18 protein-coding genes are annotated in these 15,865 nt (G+C 69.0%); 8 read left to right on the plus strand and 10 right to left on the minus strand.

Annotation, left to right across the window (positions count from 1 at the left end; all coding sequences use genetic code 11):
- The first annotated feature begins 717 nt into the window (after window positions 1-717).
- Window positions 718-1,050, plus strand: a complete 333-nt coding sequence (locus H074_RS14235) for a MerR family transcriptional regulator (RefSeq protein WP_007030747.1) — start codon at window positions 718-720, stop codon at window positions 1,048-1,050.
- Between the two features lie 143 nt (window positions 1,051-1,193).
- Here H074_RS14235 and H074_RS14240 read toward each other — a convergent pair whose 3' ends face one another.
- The 3 genes from H074_RS14240 to H074_RS14250 all read right to left on the minus strand — a co-directional run bounded on the left by H074_RS14240 (window position 1,194) and on the right by H074_RS14250 (window position 4,269).
- A complete protein-coding gene (locus tag H074_RS14240; protein WP_007030748.1) occupies window positions 1,194-2,027 on the minus strand; it encodes an SCO6745 family protein in 834 nt (277 codons plus the stop codon).
- 132 nt (window positions 2,028-2,159) lie between these two features.
- Window positions 2,160-2,891 carry a dienelactone hydrolase family protein gene (locus H074_RS14245; RefSeq protein WP_007030749.1) on the minus strand — a complete coding sequence of 244 codons (732 nt, stop codon included), beginning with the start codon at window positions 2,889-2,891 and terminating at the stop codon, window positions 2,160-2,162.
- A gap of 169 nt (window positions 2,892-3,060) precedes the next feature.
- Window positions 3,061-4,269: an amidohydrolase family protein gene (locus H074_RS14250; protein ID WP_007030750.1), complete on the minus strand. Its 1,209-nt coding sequence runs from the start codon at window positions 4,267-4,269 to the stop codon at window positions 3,061-3,063.
- 214 nt (window positions 4,270-4,483) lie between these two features.
- On the opposite strand from H074_RS14250, the gene H074_RS14255 reads away from it, so the two are divergent.
- On the plus strand, window positions 4,484-6,007 hold the full coding sequence (locus H074_RS14255; protein WP_007030751.1) for a nucleobase:cation symporter-2 family protein: 1,524 nt from the start codon (window positions 4,484-4,486) through the stop codon (window positions 6,005-6,007).
- Here the strand turns inward: H074_RS14255 and H074_RS14260 are convergent.
- The gene (locus H074_RS14260; RefSeq protein ID WP_007030752.1) at window positions 5,974-6,720 is read right to left on the minus strand and encodes a MerR family transcriptional regulator; all 747 of its coding nucleotides are present in this window, start codon (window positions 6,718-6,720) and stop codon (window positions 5,974-5,976) included. The two genes, H074_RS14255 and H074_RS14260, sit on opposite strands and share 34 nt — an antisense overlap.
- 25 nt (window positions 6,721-6,745) lie before the next feature.
- On the minus strand, window positions 6,746-7,591 hold the full coding sequence (locus tag H074_RS14265; RefSeq protein ID WP_007030753.1) for an alpha/beta fold hydrolase: 846 nt from the start codon (window positions 7,589-7,591) through the stop codon (window positions 6,746-6,748).
- A gap of 404 nt (window positions 7,592-7,995) precedes the next feature.
- Between H074_RS14265 and H074_RS14270 the strand changes: the two genes are divergently transcribed.
- Both H074_RS14270 and H074_RS14275 read left to right on the plus strand, forming a co-directional pair.
- Window positions 7,996-8,199 carry a cold-shock protein gene (locus H074_RS14270; protein WP_005149851.1) on the plus strand — a complete coding sequence of 68 codons (204 nt, stop codon included), beginning with the start codon at window positions 7,996-7,998 and terminating at the stop codon, window positions 8,197-8,199.
- Between the two features lie 102 nt (window positions 8,200-8,301).
- Window positions 8,302-8,946 carry a GNAT family N-acetyltransferase gene (locus H074_RS14275; RefSeq protein ID WP_007030754.1) on the plus strand — a complete coding sequence of 215 codons (645 nt, stop codon included), beginning with the start codon at window positions 8,302-8,304 and terminating at the stop codon, window positions 8,944-8,946.
- Here the strand turns inward: H074_RS14275 and H074_RS14280 are convergent.
- Both H074_RS14280 and H074_RS14285 read right to left on the minus strand, forming a co-directional pair.
- Window positions 8,936-9,583 (minus strand): response regulator, encoded by a 648-nt coding sequence (locus H074_RS14280; protein ID WP_007030755.1) that lies wholly within the window; start codon window positions 9,581-9,583, stop codon window positions 8,936-8,938. The two genes, H074_RS14275 and H074_RS14280, sit on opposite strands and share 11 nt — an antisense overlap.
- Window positions 9,580-10,782, minus strand: a complete 1,203-nt coding sequence (locus tag H074_RS14285) for a sensor histidine kinase (RefSeq protein WP_039922381.1) — start codon at window positions 10,780-10,782, stop codon at window positions 9,580-9,582. Before H074_RS14285 ends, H074_RS14280 begins: the two co-directional genes overlap by 4 nt.
- 139 nt (window positions 10,783-10,921) lie before the next feature.
- Here H074_RS14285 and H074_RS14290 point away from each other — a divergent pair, with 139 nt between their 5' ends.
- The gene (locus tag H074_RS14290) at window positions 10,922-12,010 is read left to right on the plus strand and encodes an alpha/beta hydrolase family protein (protein WP_007030757.1); all 1,089 of its coding nucleotides are present in this window, start codon (window positions 10,922-10,924) and stop codon (window positions 12,008-12,010) included.
- On the opposite strand, the gene H074_RS14295 is transcribed toward H074_RS14290, so the two are convergent.
- Window positions 12,007-12,963, minus strand: coding sequence for an SDR family NAD(P)-dependent oxidoreductase (locus H074_RS14295; protein WP_007030758.1), 957 nt, complete (start codon window positions 12,961-12,963; stop codon window positions 12,007-12,009). The two genes, H074_RS14290 and H074_RS14295, sit on opposite strands and share 4 nt — an antisense overlap.
- Window positions 12,964-13,018: 55 nt before the next feature.
- On the opposite strand from H074_RS14295, the gene H074_RS14300 reads away from it, so the two are divergent.
- The 3 genes from H074_RS14300 (at window position 13,019) to H074_RS14310 (ending at window position 14,924) form a co-directional block, all read left to right on the plus strand.
- A complete protein-coding gene (locus tag H074_RS14300) occupies window positions 13,019-13,411 on the plus strand; it encodes a MerR family transcriptional regulator (RefSeq protein ID WP_007030759.1) in 393 nt (130 codons plus the stop codon).
- Between the two features lie 36 nt (window positions 13,412-13,447).
- Complete coding sequence (locus H074_RS14305) at window positions 13,448-13,831, plus strand: PPOX class F420-dependent oxidoreductase (protein WP_007030760.1); 384 nt, start codon at window positions 13,448-13,450, stop codon at window positions 13,829-13,831.
- Window positions 13,832-13,937: 106 nt separating this feature from the next.
- Window positions 13,938-14,924: an MCE family protein gene (locus H074_RS14310; RefSeq protein WP_007030761.1), complete on the plus strand. Its 987-nt coding sequence runs from the start codon at window positions 13,938-13,940 to the stop codon at window positions 14,922-14,924.
- On the opposite strand, the gene H074_RS14315 is transcribed toward H074_RS14310, so the two are convergent.
- On the minus strand, window positions 14,858-15,358 hold the full coding sequence (locus H074_RS14315) for a hypothetical protein (protein ID WP_007030762.1): 501 nt from the start codon (window positions 15,356-15,358) through the stop codon (window positions 14,858-14,860). The genes H074_RS14310 and H074_RS14315 overlap by 67 nt on opposite strands.
- On the minus strand, window positions 15,351-15,716 hold the full coding sequence (locus H074_RS14320; protein WP_007030763.1) for a hypothetical protein: 366 nt from the start codon (window positions 15,714-15,716) through the stop codon (window positions 15,351-15,353). The genes H074_RS14315 and H074_RS14320 overlap by 8 nt, the downstream gene beginning before the upstream one ends.
- Between the last annotated feature and the right edge of the window lie 149 nt (window positions 15,717-15,865).

The following is a 15,865-nucleotide window of genomic DNA, read 5'->3' on the forward strand; positions in this document are numbered from 1 at the left end:
CAGGAAATCTATGCTGTCTGGGGTAGACATTCACTGCCGGGTGTGGGTAGCATTCTCGACGTACCGAGAAAGACAACGTCCAGCAGGCGCGGGAGATGACGTAACTACCCGCGAGGTGAGACAAGCCGGTCGGGCGGCACGGGGCCGATTCAGGAACAGGTCCCGGCCGGTGATCGGAAGCAGGACCCCAGGGTCGGGTTGTGAAGAGGTTCGACCAGGTAGTGCCGGTCCTGGAGCGAAAGTGTGGGACGCGGGCGGAGCTTGTGCGCTCGTGAAGATCAAGCAGTATCAGTAGTTGTTGTCGGTAAACGCAGTTGCAGGACCGGTCAGGTGGCCGGAGCCGATCAGTGAACGGGGCTCCGGGCAGTGGCCAGCGGCGTCAGCGTGCTGGGACCGATCAGTGGAAGGGTTCCCGTCGTTGTCGTTCGCGGTAGATGAAGTAGCAGTACCCAGCAAGGTGAGAACACAGGAAAGAAGGGAACGGCAACATCATTGGATCGCCCGCAGTGGCAAGGTAGCGCCGCGCGGGTGCCGTAGTTCCATCGAGTTCGGAGGTGGTTCGCGGTCACGAACGAGCGATCCCCGCGAGGTCCGGCTTTCCGTCGGACGCGGGTGCAGGAGGCCGGCGGTCACGCCGGTTGACAATGGTGAAACCCAACCCTAAGGACCCCGGGTGCCGTTCCTGGCACCCGGGGTCCTTTGTGATGTGGAGGTGGAGTGATCCCTGACCAAAATGGACCGGCCACGCCCGACGGGGCCGACAAATTCGATGACGAGCACTACCCCGCCTACACGATGGGCCGGGCCGCCGACATGCTCGGGACCACCCAAGGCTTCCTGCGCAGCCTCGATGAGGCAGGGCTGATCACCCCGCAACGTTCCGCCGGGGGCCACCGCCGCTACTCCCGGTACCAGCTGCGCCTGGCCGCCCGTGCGCGGGAACTGGTCGACCAGGGCACCGCCGTCGAGGCCGCTTGCCGCATCGTCACCCTCGAAGACCAGCTCCGCGAAGCCCAGCGCGTCAACGCCGAACTCCGCGCCGACGACTGAATCCCACCTTTGTCTCCGCATCCGACACCGAACGCGCCGGACAGCGGCGCCAACAGGAGCGAAGGAGGCCTCGCGATGAGCAAGGTGGTGCTGGGTCAGGGGACCGCCGTGTTCGCCGGACATCCGGGTGAGCGCGTCGACGGCTACCACGGGATGACCGCTTGGATGGCGGCCGATATCGGCTCGAGGTAGGCGACGAGGCGCTCGAGTTCGCTGGGGCTCAAGGCGTTGTAAGGCGCCTCCGCGAGCCGGTCGGTCAGCGACTCGACTCGTTCCTTCGTGGCCCGGCCGGCGGCGGTGAGCCAGCCGTCGGTCCCGACCAGACCGCGGTCGCGCATACCGTCGACGACCGCGGTCAGCTGTGCGGCGGGGAGGTGGCCGACCCGGCCGAACGCCTTCGCGGGCATGTCGATGGACAGGGCGTGGAGCACGTGGGACTCGGTCCCGCCGATGCCCTCGGCCAGCAGAGCGACGGTGTGGCCGTCGCCGCGGTGCTCGCGCAGCAGGGTGGCCGCGTGCCACAGCCGGGCCACGGGCTCCTGCGGTGCGGGGAGGGCGCGGAGGGCGGCGTAGAGGGCGCGTCCCTCCGCAGGTGCGCTGCTCGCCGCCCGCAGCAGGAGGTCGCCGGCGCGCGCGACACCGGGGTCGTCGGCGAGATCACCGAGGATCCGCCGTATTCCCGCGACGCATCCTCGCTCGCGGGCGGCCAGTGCGGCTTCGGGTGTGGTCAGGTCCCAGACTTTCGGGATGTGGCGGGCCACTTCGCCGGGGGCGAAGTTGTAGAAGATCGCGTGGATCACCTCGGCGGGCACCGACCGGCCGAACGGCGCGGCTCGTCCGGCGAAGTAGGCGTCCCATTGGTTGCGCAGGCCGAGCGCCATCAGGGCCTCGTCGGACTCGTCAGCGAGGTAGGGCACCAGGCCGATGGGCTCGATCAGGTCGTACATGCGGCGGGCGACGGGTTCCGGGTGCGACATCTCATCCCCTGAGGCTCGTGGCGGCGCCCCGTGGCGGCCGCTCGTCTACTCCACGAACGGCCCGCCCGGGATTCGACATCGAGCTTCGCCGGAGTCGTGGCGGTACGGACGGCACCGCCACGACTCCGGGTCTCACTTCAGATGCCGGGCGAAGAACCGGCTCGCGGCTTCCCCTTCGAATCGCGGGACGCCGGTGTGCCCGCCCATGTTGGCGTGCAACGTCTTCTCCTTGGAGCCGAAGGCGTCGAACAGGTCCAGGGCCTGCTGCCGGTCGTTTCCTTCGTCGTCCCACTGCAGCAGGACGTGCAGCGGAATGGTGACCTGCCGGGCTTCCTCGATGATGCCGCGGGGCACGTAGCTCCCGGCGAACAGAACGGCGGCCTCGACGCGTGGCTCGACCACCGCCAGCCGGGTGCCGATGGCGATGACGCCTCCCGAGAACCCGACCGGGCCGCCGATCCCGGGCAGCGCGAGGAGGGCGTCCAGAGTGGCCCGCCATTCCGGGACCGCCTTTTCGACCAGCGGGAGGACGAGTCGGTCGACGATGTCGTCAGTGACCGGCTCGCCGGCCTTCAAAGCCCGCTGCAGGTCGGCGCGGGCCTCGTCGACGGCGGCGAAACGGGGCCGGTCACCGGCTCCGGGGAGCTCGATGGTCGCCGCGGCGTAGCCCTCCACCGCGCAGTCTCGGGCCCGGGCCGCCAGCCGGGGGTACATCTTGCGCAGTCCACCGGGGTGACCGTTCAAGATCAAGGGGACCGGCGCGGACACGGACTCGGGCGTCCACAGGATGCCGGAGATCTCGCCGAGGGTGAATTCGCGTTCGAGGACACCGTCGTCGAGGCGTTGTCCGGAAATGAAGTGCATGGTCGTGCCTTTCGGGAGTGCTCGTGAAACGGCGCTCCCGGACGACCTATCGCCCGACCGTGACCCCTGAGGGGAGCACCCATGTCGAAATGTTCACGGGTACCACCTCCTCGTTCGCTCGCACGGCCTCCGGCAAGGTAGCAGCGGCCGTGATCGCGCGCCAACGCCTTTAGCCGACCACCGAAAGCCCGTCCGCCACGACGACGCCGTCGTGCAGCACCGTGCGGTCCTTGCCGCGGTCCATCACCGCGCTCGTCGGGGTTTCGCCGTCCACCAGCACCAGGTCGGCACGGTCGCCCACGGCCACACCCGGACGGTCGGCGATACCGGCCAGCCGCGGGACGTCGTGGCTCATGATCGACGCGCCGCCCATCGTCGCGACGGCCAGCGCCATCTCGATCAGGTCGTCGCGGCGGAAGCCGTTCGTGAAGGCCAGTTGCCAGGTGCGGTCGAGCAGGTCGCAGTTGCCGTACGGGCTCCAGTAGTCCCGCTGGCCGTCCTCGCCGAGGCCGACGCGCACGCCCGCGGTCGTGAGGTCCGCGAGGGACAGTTGGCCGTCGACGGATGGCGCGACGGTCGCCATGGCGATGTCCAGTTCCGCGAACGTGTCGATCAGGCGGCGGCTCACCGACTCCGAGATCGAGCCCAGTTCGTACGCGTGCGACATGGTCACCTTGCCACGCATGTCCAGCGCACGGACCCGCTCGATCACCAGATCGGTCGAGAACACGCCCAGGTGACCGGGTTCGTGCAGGTGGATGTCCACCTCGACGCAGTACTTCTCGGCGAGCCCGAACACGACGTCGAGATGCCCCTTGGGGTCCTTGTCCAGTGAGCACGGGTCGATCCCGCCGACGACCGTGGCGCCCGAGCGCAGCGAGGCCTCCAGCACGTCCACGGTGCCGGGTTCGCGGAGGATCCCGGCCTGCGGGAACGCCATGATCTCGACGTCCGCGTGCTTGGCGAATCGTTCTTTCGCGGCGAGCACGGCGTCGAGCTTTTCGAGCCGGCAGTCGACGTCCACCTGCGCGTAGGTGCGCACCCGCGTGGTGCCGTTGGCGATCATCCGCTCCAGCGTCCCGGCGACGCGCTCGGGCAGCGGGACCTCGGCGTCGCGCCAGTTCTCGCGGTCGTTCAGCATCATCGCCCACACGCCCGGTGCGCCCGTGTGCGGCCGGAACGGCAGGCCGATACGGGTCGAGTCCAGGTGGACGTGCACGTCGCTGAACGACGGGAACAGCAATCGCCCGCGCCCCTCGACCGTGTCCGGTGCCGTCGCGGCGGCGGGATCGTGCGGCCGCACCGCGGTGATCCGGCCCTCGGCCACTTCGACGTCGCTGCGCGGTCCACCCCACGGGCGGACGTCACGGATCAACACGGGGAGCACCTTTCTCGACGCACTCCCTTTGGTATACCAAAGTGCATCGAGCTGGAGCAATGCCGGGTGATCAGCGCCATCCGCCGGTTCTGGTCCTTGGTGGAGTCCTGGGCGGGGGCGCCACATTCGAGTCTTGCTAGTTCTGCCAGGTGGAAGTTAACCTCCGCAGATTGGAATTGCCCGGCATCGCTCGCTTCTATCGAGAGGCGGATCCATGGTGAAGAGGACGCAGGCCGAAGCGGCCGCGAGCGGGAGGCCCGAGGACGAACGGCTCGGGTTCGGCAAGAGTTTCACTTACGGCATCCAGCACGTTCTGACGATGTACGGCGGGATCATCGCGCCGCCCCTGATCATCGGCGGTGTCGCGGGCGTTTCGACGGCCGAGATCGGGCTGCTCGTCGCGTCGTGCCTGTTCATCGGTGGGCTGGCGACGATCCTGCAGTCGTTCGGCGTGCCCTTCTTCGGGTCCCGGCTGCCGCTGGTCCAGGGCACTTCCTTCGCGGGCGTGGCGACGATGACCGCGATCGTGGCCGATGGCGGACTGCCCGCCGTATTCGGCGCGGTGATCGCGTCCGCGCTGCTCGGTCTGCTCATCACGCCGGTGTTCTCCCGGCTGGTGAAGTACTTCCCGCCGGTCGTCACCGGGACGGTCATCACGGTGATCGGGCTCAGCCTGATGCCGGTCGCGGCTCAGTGGGCGATGGGTAACAACACCAAGGCGCCGGAGTTCGGCTCGGTCTCCAACATCGGGCTGGCCGCGATGACGCTGGCGATCGTGCTGCTGCTCAGCAAGGTCGCCGTCCCGGCGATCTCCCGGCTCTCGATCCTCCTGTCGATCGTGGTGGGCACCGTACTGGCCGCCGCGCTGGGCAAAGCCGACTTCACCCACGTCTGGGACGGCCCGATCTTCGCGGTACCGACTCCGTTCGGCTTCGGCGCGCCCACCTTCGACGTCGCCGCGATCGTGTCGATGTTCATCGTCGTGCTGGTGACCCTCACCGAGACCACGGCCGACATCCTCGCGGTGGGGGAGATCGTCGGCACGCGGGTCGGCAAACGCCGGATCGGCGACGGGCTGCGCGCCGACATGGCGTCCTCGGCGATCGCGCCGATTTTCAACGGGTTCATGCAGAGCGCGTTCGCCCAGAACGTCGGCCTCGTCGCGATCACCGGGATCAGGAGCCGGTTCGTGGTGACCGCCGGCGGCGTGATCCTGCTGGTCCTCGGAATGCTCCCGGTGCTCGGCCGGGTGGTCGCCGCGATCCCGTACCCGGTCCTCGGCGGCGCCGGCCTCGTGCTGTTCGGCACGGTCGCCGCGTCCGGCATCAAGACATTGTCCAAAGTGGACTACAACGGGAACATGAACCTGGTGATCGTCGCGGCTTCCGTCGGGCTGGGCATGGTCCCGATCGCGGCGCCGGAGTTCTACCACCATTTCCCGGCGTGGGTAGGCACGATCTTCCATTCCGGCATCAGCTCCGCCGCGCTCATGGCCGTCGCGCTGAACCTGCTGTTCAACCATCTGAAGCCGGCCAAGGCGGGCAGCGACCCGTCGGTGTTCGCGACGGCGACCCGGGTGATCGACTACTCCGACCTCAAAGCCTTCTCCAGGCTCAAGAACGGCGACAGGATCGTCGACGGCAAGATCGTGGACGCCGAGGGCAAACCGGTCCAGGTGCGGGACGAGGACGGCAGGCCCGTGTCCTACCGGATCGGCTCCGAGCCGGAAGAGCACTGACGCAGCCGGGCACGGTGGGCGAGTTCGCCGACGATGCGCTGCCACGCCGGTGACGCCTCGGAGATCCGGGAAACGACCAGCTCGCGGTATCCCGGCCGCCCGCCGTCCCGTTCGTGTTCGACCTCCCAGGCGTCCAGGTCGTCGATGAGCGCGTCCAGACGTGGATCGCGCGGGTCCCAGCCGACCGCCTGATCGCAGGCGAGATGGATACGCAGCGTTTCGGGATCGTCGAAGGCGGCGTTCTTGTCCCGCAGCCGTTCCGGTATGGCGCCGGGATCCAGCGCCCGCATCAGGATCCACGCGTCGCGTTCGAGCAGCACCCGCTGTTCGCTGACGCCGAGGTCGCGCATCCGGTCCAGGAGGGCGACCACGCCGGGCGGCAGGACGAGCCGTTCGCCGCCGGTCAGTTCGGCGATCCGGAGGCGGCTCTCGGTCAGCCTGTCGATCTTGCGTCGTAGTTCGGCGTCGATGTCGGTGATGGCGGCGGCGAACTCGGCAGGCCGGGCGTGCAACAGCGCGTCGACGCGGGCCAAGGGCACCCCGGCGTCGGCGAGGGTCCTGATCCGGATGAGATCCAGCGCCGCTTGCGCGCTGTATCGGCGGTAGCCGGAGGCGTCGCGTTCGGGCTCGGGCAACAGGCCGATGTGGTGGTAGTGGCGGACGGTGCGCACGGTCACGCCGGCGGTCGCCGCGAGCTGGCCGATCGTGAGCACCCGTCCTCCTGTTCCCGGCTGAAGTCTAAGAGCCGTCGACGACGTCGCGGATCGCCTGGACCACGGCATCGGGTCGGTCGAAGCAGAGCCGGTGGTGCAGCGTGTCGGAGAGGACGCGCTGCTCCCCGCGGAAGAACCCGCTCACCCGGGCCGCTTCCATCTTCATCTTCGCTTCGTTGAGCTCTTGCGACGGATGCGCGGGATCGGTGCCCACGACGGTGAGCGCGACCATCGGGACGTCGGGGAGGCTCGGCCCGGCACGAACTTCGGTGGCGAGCGCGACCAGCCCGGTGCGCTCCGCGGCACCGGCGCGGAGCCATTCGTCGCTCACCTTGGCCTCGACCAGCGCCTGCAGCACGTCTTCCGGGTAGTCCTCGCGCAACTCGGCATACATCGCGCGAAGGGCCGTGCGGTCCGGGCCTGGTGACGGCCGCTCGGCCGCGGCCAGGCTCGCCGCGGGCGGCATGAAGTCGTCCCAGTCGGGATGGAGCGCGTCCAGGAAGACCAGTCCGGCCACCTCCCGCGGGTAGAGCTGCGCGAACCGGTGCGCGTAGAGGCCGCCGAGGGAGTGCGCCGCCAGTACATACGGGGCGCGGATGTCCAGGGCGAGCAACAGTTCGCGCAGTTCCGTGGCGACCGCCGTGGCGCCGCGCGGCAGCGGGAGGGCGTCGCTGTAGCCCGTCCCGCCACGGTCGTACACCACGGCGGTGGTGAACCGCGAGACCTCCTGCTGGACACCGAAGTAGTCGAGGCCGACCGCGCTGGCGCCCGGCAAGAACACGACGGCGGGCCCGCCGTCACCCGACCGGTGCACGAAAAGGCGGCGGCCGTCGATCTCCTGGAATCCTCCGACAGGGGGTGTGTTCGTCATGCGCCAAGGCTCCGACCCTGACGCAGGGTCAAGGTCAAGCCTTCGCGCGGAGACCGTCGACGAGGATCGACAGCAACCGCGGCCCGCGCGCGTCGAGTTCGGCGTCGGCGCGGACGCTGCCGTCGGAGCGGCCGGCGGCCAGCAGCAGCTCCAGCGGCAGCGACCAGATCCTCCAAATCGCGGCGGTACAAGATCGGCCCCGTCGCCGATTTCGACGTCCAGCCCGGCGACGTCGAAATCGGCGACCTGACGATCCGGCCGACGCGCCAAGGGTGATGCTGACCTGGGGAAACCTTCGCGTTTGGCACGGCAACGTGTGCGTCCCGGCAAGACCTGCGAGAATGGTCGACGAGATCGGGGCATCGAATGGGCTCAGACTCGCTATGAAGAGCAGGTAGAAAAGTATGGCTCAGGGCAGCGTTAAGTGGTTCAACGGCGAAAAGGGCTTCGGCTTCATCGCTCAGGACGACGGCGGACCGGACGTTTTCGTGCACTACTCGGAGATCCAGGGCAGCGGCTTCAAGTCCCTGGACGAAGGGCAGCGCGTCGAGTTCGAGATCGGCCAAGGTCAGAAGGGCCCGCAGGCCCAGCGCGTCGTCGCCATCTGACTTTCTTCACGCCGAAGGCCCTCATCCGTACCGGGTGGGGGCCTTCGGGCGTTGCATGACCCGATATCGTCAAAGCATGCTTGTGATCGTTCGTGAGCACCCGTGCGGCCGGACACGGTGAACCGCTCCGCTCTGGAGCCCGAGCAGGTCGGGCGGAAGGTGCGGTTGCGCGAGGTCGGTCTCCGTGACCGCCGGGTCCTGATGGGCTTCGACCGTGACATGGCCCGCGAGGCGACGCCGCTGATCGGCGGCGGACATCGGCATTGGGCATCGCACCGCTCTGGATCGGCGGGCGACGACATCCATTTCGGCATCGAGACGGTGCGAGGCCGGATGCTGGTCGGCTCGGTCTGCACCATCGGCGCCGACCCGGTGACCGGCCGGTTCGGCTACGGCATCGGGATCGCCCCGCGCCACCAGCGCTGCGGATACGCGACGGACGCCATCACCGTCCTCCTGGCGCACATGTTCGGGCAACGCGGCTTCCGCAAATGCGAGGTCAGCGTGTACGGCGGCAATCTGGCGTCGCTTTCGCTGCACGGCGGGCTCGGCTTCCGTGAGGAAGGCAGGCTGCGCGACACCGAGGTGGTGCGCGGCGAGATCAAGTACCTGGTGCGGATGGGCATCACGGCCGAGGAATTCGCCGCGCGCCCTTCGGACGCCCTCGCCGACTGCGGACGGCGTGGTCAGCACCGGCGGCCCCGCCGCGGCAAGCACTGGCGCGCGACCGCCGCGGTCAGCGGCTGATCATCCCGGACTCGTAGGCGAAGACGACGGCCTGGACGCGGTCGCGGAGGCCGAGTTTCGTGAGGATGCGGCCGACGTGGGTCTTCACCGTCCCCTGCGAGAGGTACAGCAGTTCGGCGATTTCGGCGTTGGACAGGCCGCGGGCCAGTTGCTGCAGCACCTCGTGTTCGCGTCCGGTGAGCAGGGCGAGCCTGTCGTCCGGCGGCGGCGCGGGCAGGCCGGTGACGACGCGGTCGAGCAGCCGGCGGGTGACGGTGGGCGCGAGGGTGGCCTCCCCGGTGGCGACGACGCGGACGCCGGAGAGCAGATCCGGCGCCAGCGCGTCCTTGAGCAGGAAGCCGCTGGCCCCCGCCTGGAGCGCGGCGTAGACGTATTCGTCCAGGTCGAACGTGGTCAGCACCAGGACACGGGCGCGATGCGCCGCCGCGATCGCGGCGGTGGCCTCGACACCGTCCATCTCGGGCATCCGGATGTCCATGAGCACGACGTCGGGATCGAGCTCCGCCACCAGCGCGACGGCCTTCGCGCCGTCGCCCGCCTCGCCGACGACGTCGATGTCTTCCGCGTTGTCCAGGATCATCCGCAGGCCGGTGCGCACGAGCGCCTGGTCGTCGGCGATGACCACCCTGATCGTCATGACGGCAGGGTCGCGCGGACGGTGAAGCCGCGGTCCGCACCCGGCCCCGCGTCGAAGGTGCCGCCCAGTACGTTCACCCGTTCCCGCATCCCTTCGAGGCCGTGCCCGGTGCCCGACGGTGCTTCCGTCGCGATGCCGTCGTCGGTCACTTCGATCTCCAGCGTCCCGGGGCCGTATCGCATCACGATAGTCACCGAAGCGTCCGGGCCGGCGTGTTTCAGCACGTTCGTCAATGCCTCCTGCACGATCCGGTAGGCCGCAAGGTCCACTGTGGACGGTAGTGGTCGTGGTTCCCCTTCGACATGGAACTCGACCGGCGTGCCCGCGGAACGGATGTCGGCGGCCAGTCGCGGCAGGCGTTCCGCGCCGGGTCGGGGTTCCCAGTCCGGCTCGTCCTGGCCGAGCGCGCCGAGCAGCCGCCTGATCTCGCTCAACGCGGTCCGCCCGGTGCCGACGATGGCGTCCAGCGCCTCCCGCGTTCGTTCCGGCCGCCGCTCCAGTTCGGCTTGGGCGCCCTGGGCCTGCAGCACCACCACGGAAAGCGCGTGCGCGACGACGTCGTGCAGTTCGCGGCTGATGCGGCCGCGTTCGGCGGCCACGGCCAGCGCGGCCTGCGTGTCCCGCTCACGTTCGAGGTCCGCGGCCCGCTGTTCCAGCACGGACAGGCGGATCCGGCGCTGCCGTGTGTTCAGCCCGGCCAGCCACGCCACCGCGAGCGACAGCCCGATGCCGGGAAACCCGCCCCAGTCCTGCACTTGGTCGTCGTCGGCGTCGGGCCCGGGAGGCGCCAGCGGATCGATGACGATGATTCGCAGTGGCATCGGAGCAGGCTCCCGCGAATTCGCGTCGGCGGCATGGAACGACCAAGCTCCGGCGACCAGCAGGCCCGCCGCCAGCAGGGCGAGCGAAAGCCGTCGCGACCCCCATGCCGCGACGGAGAAGAGGCCGATCAACGCCACGACGTCGACCGGGCGGAGATCGTTGCCCATGGCCAGATGCAGGAGTGAGACAGTCGCTCCGGTCGCGAAGGTGATCGTGGGATTGCGATGCCGGATCAGCAGGGAAGCCAAGGCAACCAAGGAAGTCAGCCACCACCCGAACCCCTCCGGATCGTCGCCCGCGACCACAGTGGACAGTCCGATGAGCACGGTCAGCCCGACGTCCACGGCTTTCGGGTGATTCCTGAGGAAGGACAGCACCAGTCGAGCGTAATCCCGGATCGGGCGCCGCGAATCCCTCTCGCGGCAGACCTCGGGATACGACCTGCGACAGACGCGCGAATACGGAGCCCGGTCCCAGGCTGGGCGCAGGAAGATCCTCGACAGAAACGGAATCCTCATGAGAAGGCTTCTCGTCGCACTGGTCGCGCTCGCCGGCATGGTGTCCTTGGCGAGCCCGGCCGCGGCGGCCCCGCGACTGACGTTGCCACCGCCGACCGGCTCGCATCCCGTCGGCTCCACCGACCTGCACCTCGTCGACCGCTCGCGCAAGGACCCCTGGGTGCCGACCGGGCCACGCGAGCTGATGGTGTCGATGTTCTACCCCGCGCTGCTGCCGATCGGCCCGAAACGGCCCTACCTCACCTTGGCCGAGGCCAAGGCGTTCCTGACCGGATCGGGTCTCCCCGACATCGATCCCGGGCTGCTCGCCGGGCTCCGCACCAGCGCCAGGGTCGACGCCCCGCCCCTGCCGGGGAAGCGCGCGCTCGTCGTCCTGTCGCCGGGATTCGGCAAACCGCGCACCACGCTCACCGGACTGGCGGAAGAGCTGGCGAGCGAGGGTTTCGTCGTCGCGCTGATCGGCCACAACCACGAATCCCACGGCACCGCCTTCCCCGACGGACGCGTCACCGACTGCGCCGCGTGCGGGTCCGACTCCCTGTTGCTCCCGCCGATCCGCTCCGCGGACGTCTCGTTCGTCCTCGACACGCTGACCAGGCCTTCGTCGCACTGGTCCCGGCTGATCGACCCGACGCGGATCGGGATGGCGGGGCATTCCATCGGCGGGTACAGCACGCCGACGGCGATGGTCGCCGACCAGCGGATCCGCGCCGGAGCCGACATGGACGGCAGGCTGTGGTCACCGATCCCCGCGTCCGGGATCGACCGGCCGCTCCTCCTGCTCGGCCGCGAAAGCGAGTACACCCCGGCCGGCCCGGACACGACCTGGGCGGGCAGCTGGCCGAATCTCACCGGCTGGAAGCGCTGGATCAGCGTCGCGACGGCCACGCATCCGTCCTTCACCGATGTCGGCGTGCTCGGTGAGCAGCTCGGACTGAACCCGCCGGGCGTGCTCGGCGGCGAGCGCGGAATGCAGCTGACCAGGTCGTATGTCTCCGCGTTCTTCGACGCGCACCTGCGCGGTGGGCATCAGCCGCTGCTCGACGGGCCGGTGCCGAATAACCCCGAGATCAAATTCTGGAGCTAGCCGAGGTAGACCCCGGTGAGGTCGTCGGAGAGCTTCCAGAGCCGCTCGGCCTCACCGGCGTCGATCGCATACGGGCGCACGCCGACCCACTCGCCCTCTTCGGCTGCGACCTCGGCGACATCGCAGTCCTCGCAGTAGAGCCCGCCCATCCCGTCGAGCAGCGGCGACGTCGCCGCCCAGACCTGGGTGGCCGCGCCCTGCTCCGGCGATTTGAACTCGGGGTCGGCCTGGTTCCCGTGCTCGTCGATCCAACCGCGTTCGACCATCTCCTCCTGCCGCAGATGCCGCTGCAGTGGAGTGAGGATGGCACCCGGATGCAGGCTGAACGCGCGGATACCGTGTTCGGCGCCGAGCGTGTCCAGATGCACCGCGAACAGCACGTTCGCCGTCTTGGCCTGGCCGTACGCGAGCCACCGGTCGTAGCCGCGCTCGAACTGGACGTCGTCCCAGCGCATCGGCGACGAGTGGTGTCCCGAGGAGGCCACCGTGACGACGCGGGCGCCATCGGCGGCCTTCAGCGCGGGCCAGAGACGGCTCACCAGGGCGTGATGGCCGAGGTGGCAGATCGCGAAATGCGACTCCCAGCCAGGGCCGACCCGCCGTTCCGGCGCGGCCATGATCCCGGCGTTCGCGATCAGCAGGTCGACCGGACGTCCGGTGCCGAGGAACCGGCGGGTGAAGACCTCGACGCTCGCCAGATCGGCGAGGTCGAGCTCGCCGACCTCGGTGCCGGGGATCCCGGCGAGGGCGGCCTCGGCGTCGGCCGGACGGCGCGCGGGCACGACGACGTGCGCGCCGGCGTTCGCCAGCGCCCGCGTGGTTTCCAGGCCCAGGCCCGAATATCCGCCGGTGACGAGGGCGAGCTTGCCCGAAAGGTCGATGCCGTCCAGTACTTCACCGGCGGTGCTGCGCGCGCCGAAGCCGGATCCGATCTTGTGCTGTGAAGTGGTCATGCGGCGAACGCTAGGAGCTAGAGGGCTCTCTAGGTCAAACGCTATCGTCGGCGACGTGACGGAACTCGCGATCGGCCAGGTCACCGACCGGACGGGCCTCAGCGTGCACGCGCTTCGCTTCTACGAGAAGGAAGGACTGCTCGCGGCACCGGTGAAACGGGACGCGAACGGCCGCCGCGTGTACACCGAGCACGACGTCGAATGGCTGCTGAACTGCACGAAGTTCCGGGCGTCCGGGATGCCGCTCGCCACCATCCGCGAATTCGCCGAACTCGTCCGGCAAGGGCCGGGAAACGAGGAAAAGCGACTGGAGCTGCTGCGGGAACATCAGAACACCGTCCGCGACCGGATCGCCGAGCTGGCCGACTGCCTGGAGCTGATCAGCCGGAAGGTCGAGGTCTACGAGGAGCATGTCGCGCGGGGGACGGCGAACGAACTTTGGCGGTAGCTGTCACGTTTCGCGCGGCGGCCTCGTCCCGAGGACATGACAACACGACTCGCCAGGTTCACCGACCAGAAGACGATCCTGCTGAAGACCTTCAAACGGGACGGGACGCCCATCGGGACGCCGGTCAACATCGCCGTCGAAGGGGACCACGCGTACATCCGCACGTATGACGCGGCGTGGAAGGCCAAGCGGATGCGGAACGATCCACGCGTCGAGATCACTCCTTCGACGTTCCGCGGCATCCCGACCGGCGAGCCCGTGAGCGGACGGGTCCGCCTCCTCGACGGCGACGAGGCACGGCACGCGGCCGATCGCCTGGCGGCGAAGCATCGGCTCTTGCACGGCTTCCTCGTTCCGCTCTTCCACCGGCTGAAGAAGTACAAGACGCTCCACTACGAGGTCCGGCTGGACGCCGAATAGAGTCCACAATGGACAAACGTTGCCACCCGATCGGTGCAACGTTTCGCCTGGCGATGGTCAGGGGCGGCCCCTAAGCTTTGCCGCTCGTGACCTGCGAGGTGAGACGATGAGGTCCTTCGGCGCGGTGGATCCGGTCAAGGTGGCGCTCGCCGGGCTCACCACGATGGCCCTCGGGATGACGGCGGCGCTCAACGCCGACGCCCTGCCGGTGATCGGCGGCGGCACCACCTATTCCGCCGAATTCTCCGACGCCGGCGGACTGCGCGCGGACAACGACGTCCGGATCGCCGGGGTGAAGGTCGGCAAGGTGTCCGAGATCGACCTCGAAGGTGATCGCGTGCTCGTCTCCTTTCGGGTGAAGGACGCCTGGGTCGGCGACGCCACGAGCGCGTCCATCCGGATCAAGAACGTCCTGGGGCAGAAGTACTTGGCGCTCGACCCGCGCGGCGAAGCGATCCTCGATCCCGGCGATCCGATCCCGCTGCGGCGGACCACCGCGCCGTATGACGTTCTTGAAGCGTTTCGGGATTTGTCGAAAACCGTCGACGCCATCGACGTCGACCAGCTCGCGAAAAGCTTCGACACGATTTCGGCGACCTTCGCCGATACGCCGGCCGACGTCCGCGCCGCGCTCGACGGGATCTCGAAGCTCTCCGGCACCATCGCGTCCCGTGACCGGCAACTCCGGACGCTGCTCGCGAACACGCGGCAGGTCTCGCAGACCCTCGTCGACCGCGACGCCGAGGTCCAGCGGCTGATCCAGGACGGCAACGCGCTTTTGCGCGCGATCTCCACCCGGCAGCAGGCGATCAAGGATCTGCTCGACGGGTCGAAACGGCTCGCGACCGCCCTCGACGGCATCATCGCCGACAACGACGGGCAACTCGGGCCGGTGCTCGAACAACTCGACCGGCTGACGTCGATGCTCCAGCGCAATCAGGACTCGCTGGCCAAGGGGATCGCCGCGTTCGCGCCGGCGATCCGGGTGCTCACCAACGTCGCGGGCAACGGGCGCTGGATCGACGGTTACCTGTGCGGGCTCATCCTGCCCACGTTCGGCCCGCTCAACGAAAAGGGCTGTTTCGACGAGTGAGCGTGAAGGTGTCGGAATGTCTTGGGGGTCCGNCAGAAGAGCCCGATCACCGGCAGTGCCAGCGGGATGAAGAGGTAGCCCTGCCCGTAAACCGACCACACGGTGGCGTGCGGGAAGGCCTCGCGGTCGAAGAGGCTGAACGTGCCGACGGTCAGCACGCCGAGCAGTTCGACACCACAGGCGACCAGCGCGACCCGCCACCAGCCCGCGCCGCGGCGGGCCAGTGCCACGGTGGCAAGGAGATAGACGACGGCCGCGAACGCGGAGAGGGCGTAGGCCAGCGGGGCCTCGTGGAACTTGGTGCTGATCTGCACGGCGGCGCGTGAGGTCGCCGCCAGCGCGAAGATCGCGTACACGGCGACCAGGATCCGTCCTGGGCCGGAAGCCTTGTCGGTCGCGGTGTCCACCGTCTTCTCCTCGGTTTCTTCAGGCACTGGCACCCGCCCACACCTCGTGCAGCCGGAGCACCATCACCGGGATGGCGAGGCAGGCGATGCCGAGGATCGCGGTGCTCGACCGGGTGCGCTCGGCCAGCGCCCAGAAGGTCCCGAGCGGGAGCACGACCAGACAGCCGATCAGGTAGGCGAGATAGGTGGCCATGCTGCCGGGCCGTCCGCCGCCGATCAGCAGTACGACGCCGATCACCAGCTGGGCCACCAGGAGGACCTCGACCACGGCGAGGCCGGCGAGCAGCGCGTTGTCCGGCAGTTTCTTGCGTGCGGCCTGTACGAAACTCCACGCCGCGACCAGCGCCGCGCAGATCGCGACGGTCACCGCGAAGCCTGTGATCACACCCGCCTCCTTGCCTGCTCCACCGGCCACAACGTACCTCCGGGCGGATGACCGCCGACGGGCGACCGGTGAGCCGCGTGGCGGGGACCACGAGGCGAGCAGTGGTCCAGACCTCGGGTGAATAGATCACGAAGCGCGGCCGGTTGGCG

Source organism: Amycolatopsis decaplanina DSM 44594, from assembly GCF_000342005.1.
Taxonomy (GTDB): domain Bacteria; phylum Actinomycetota; class Actinomycetes; order Mycobacteriales; family Pseudonocardiaceae; genus Amycolatopsis; species Amycolatopsis decaplanina.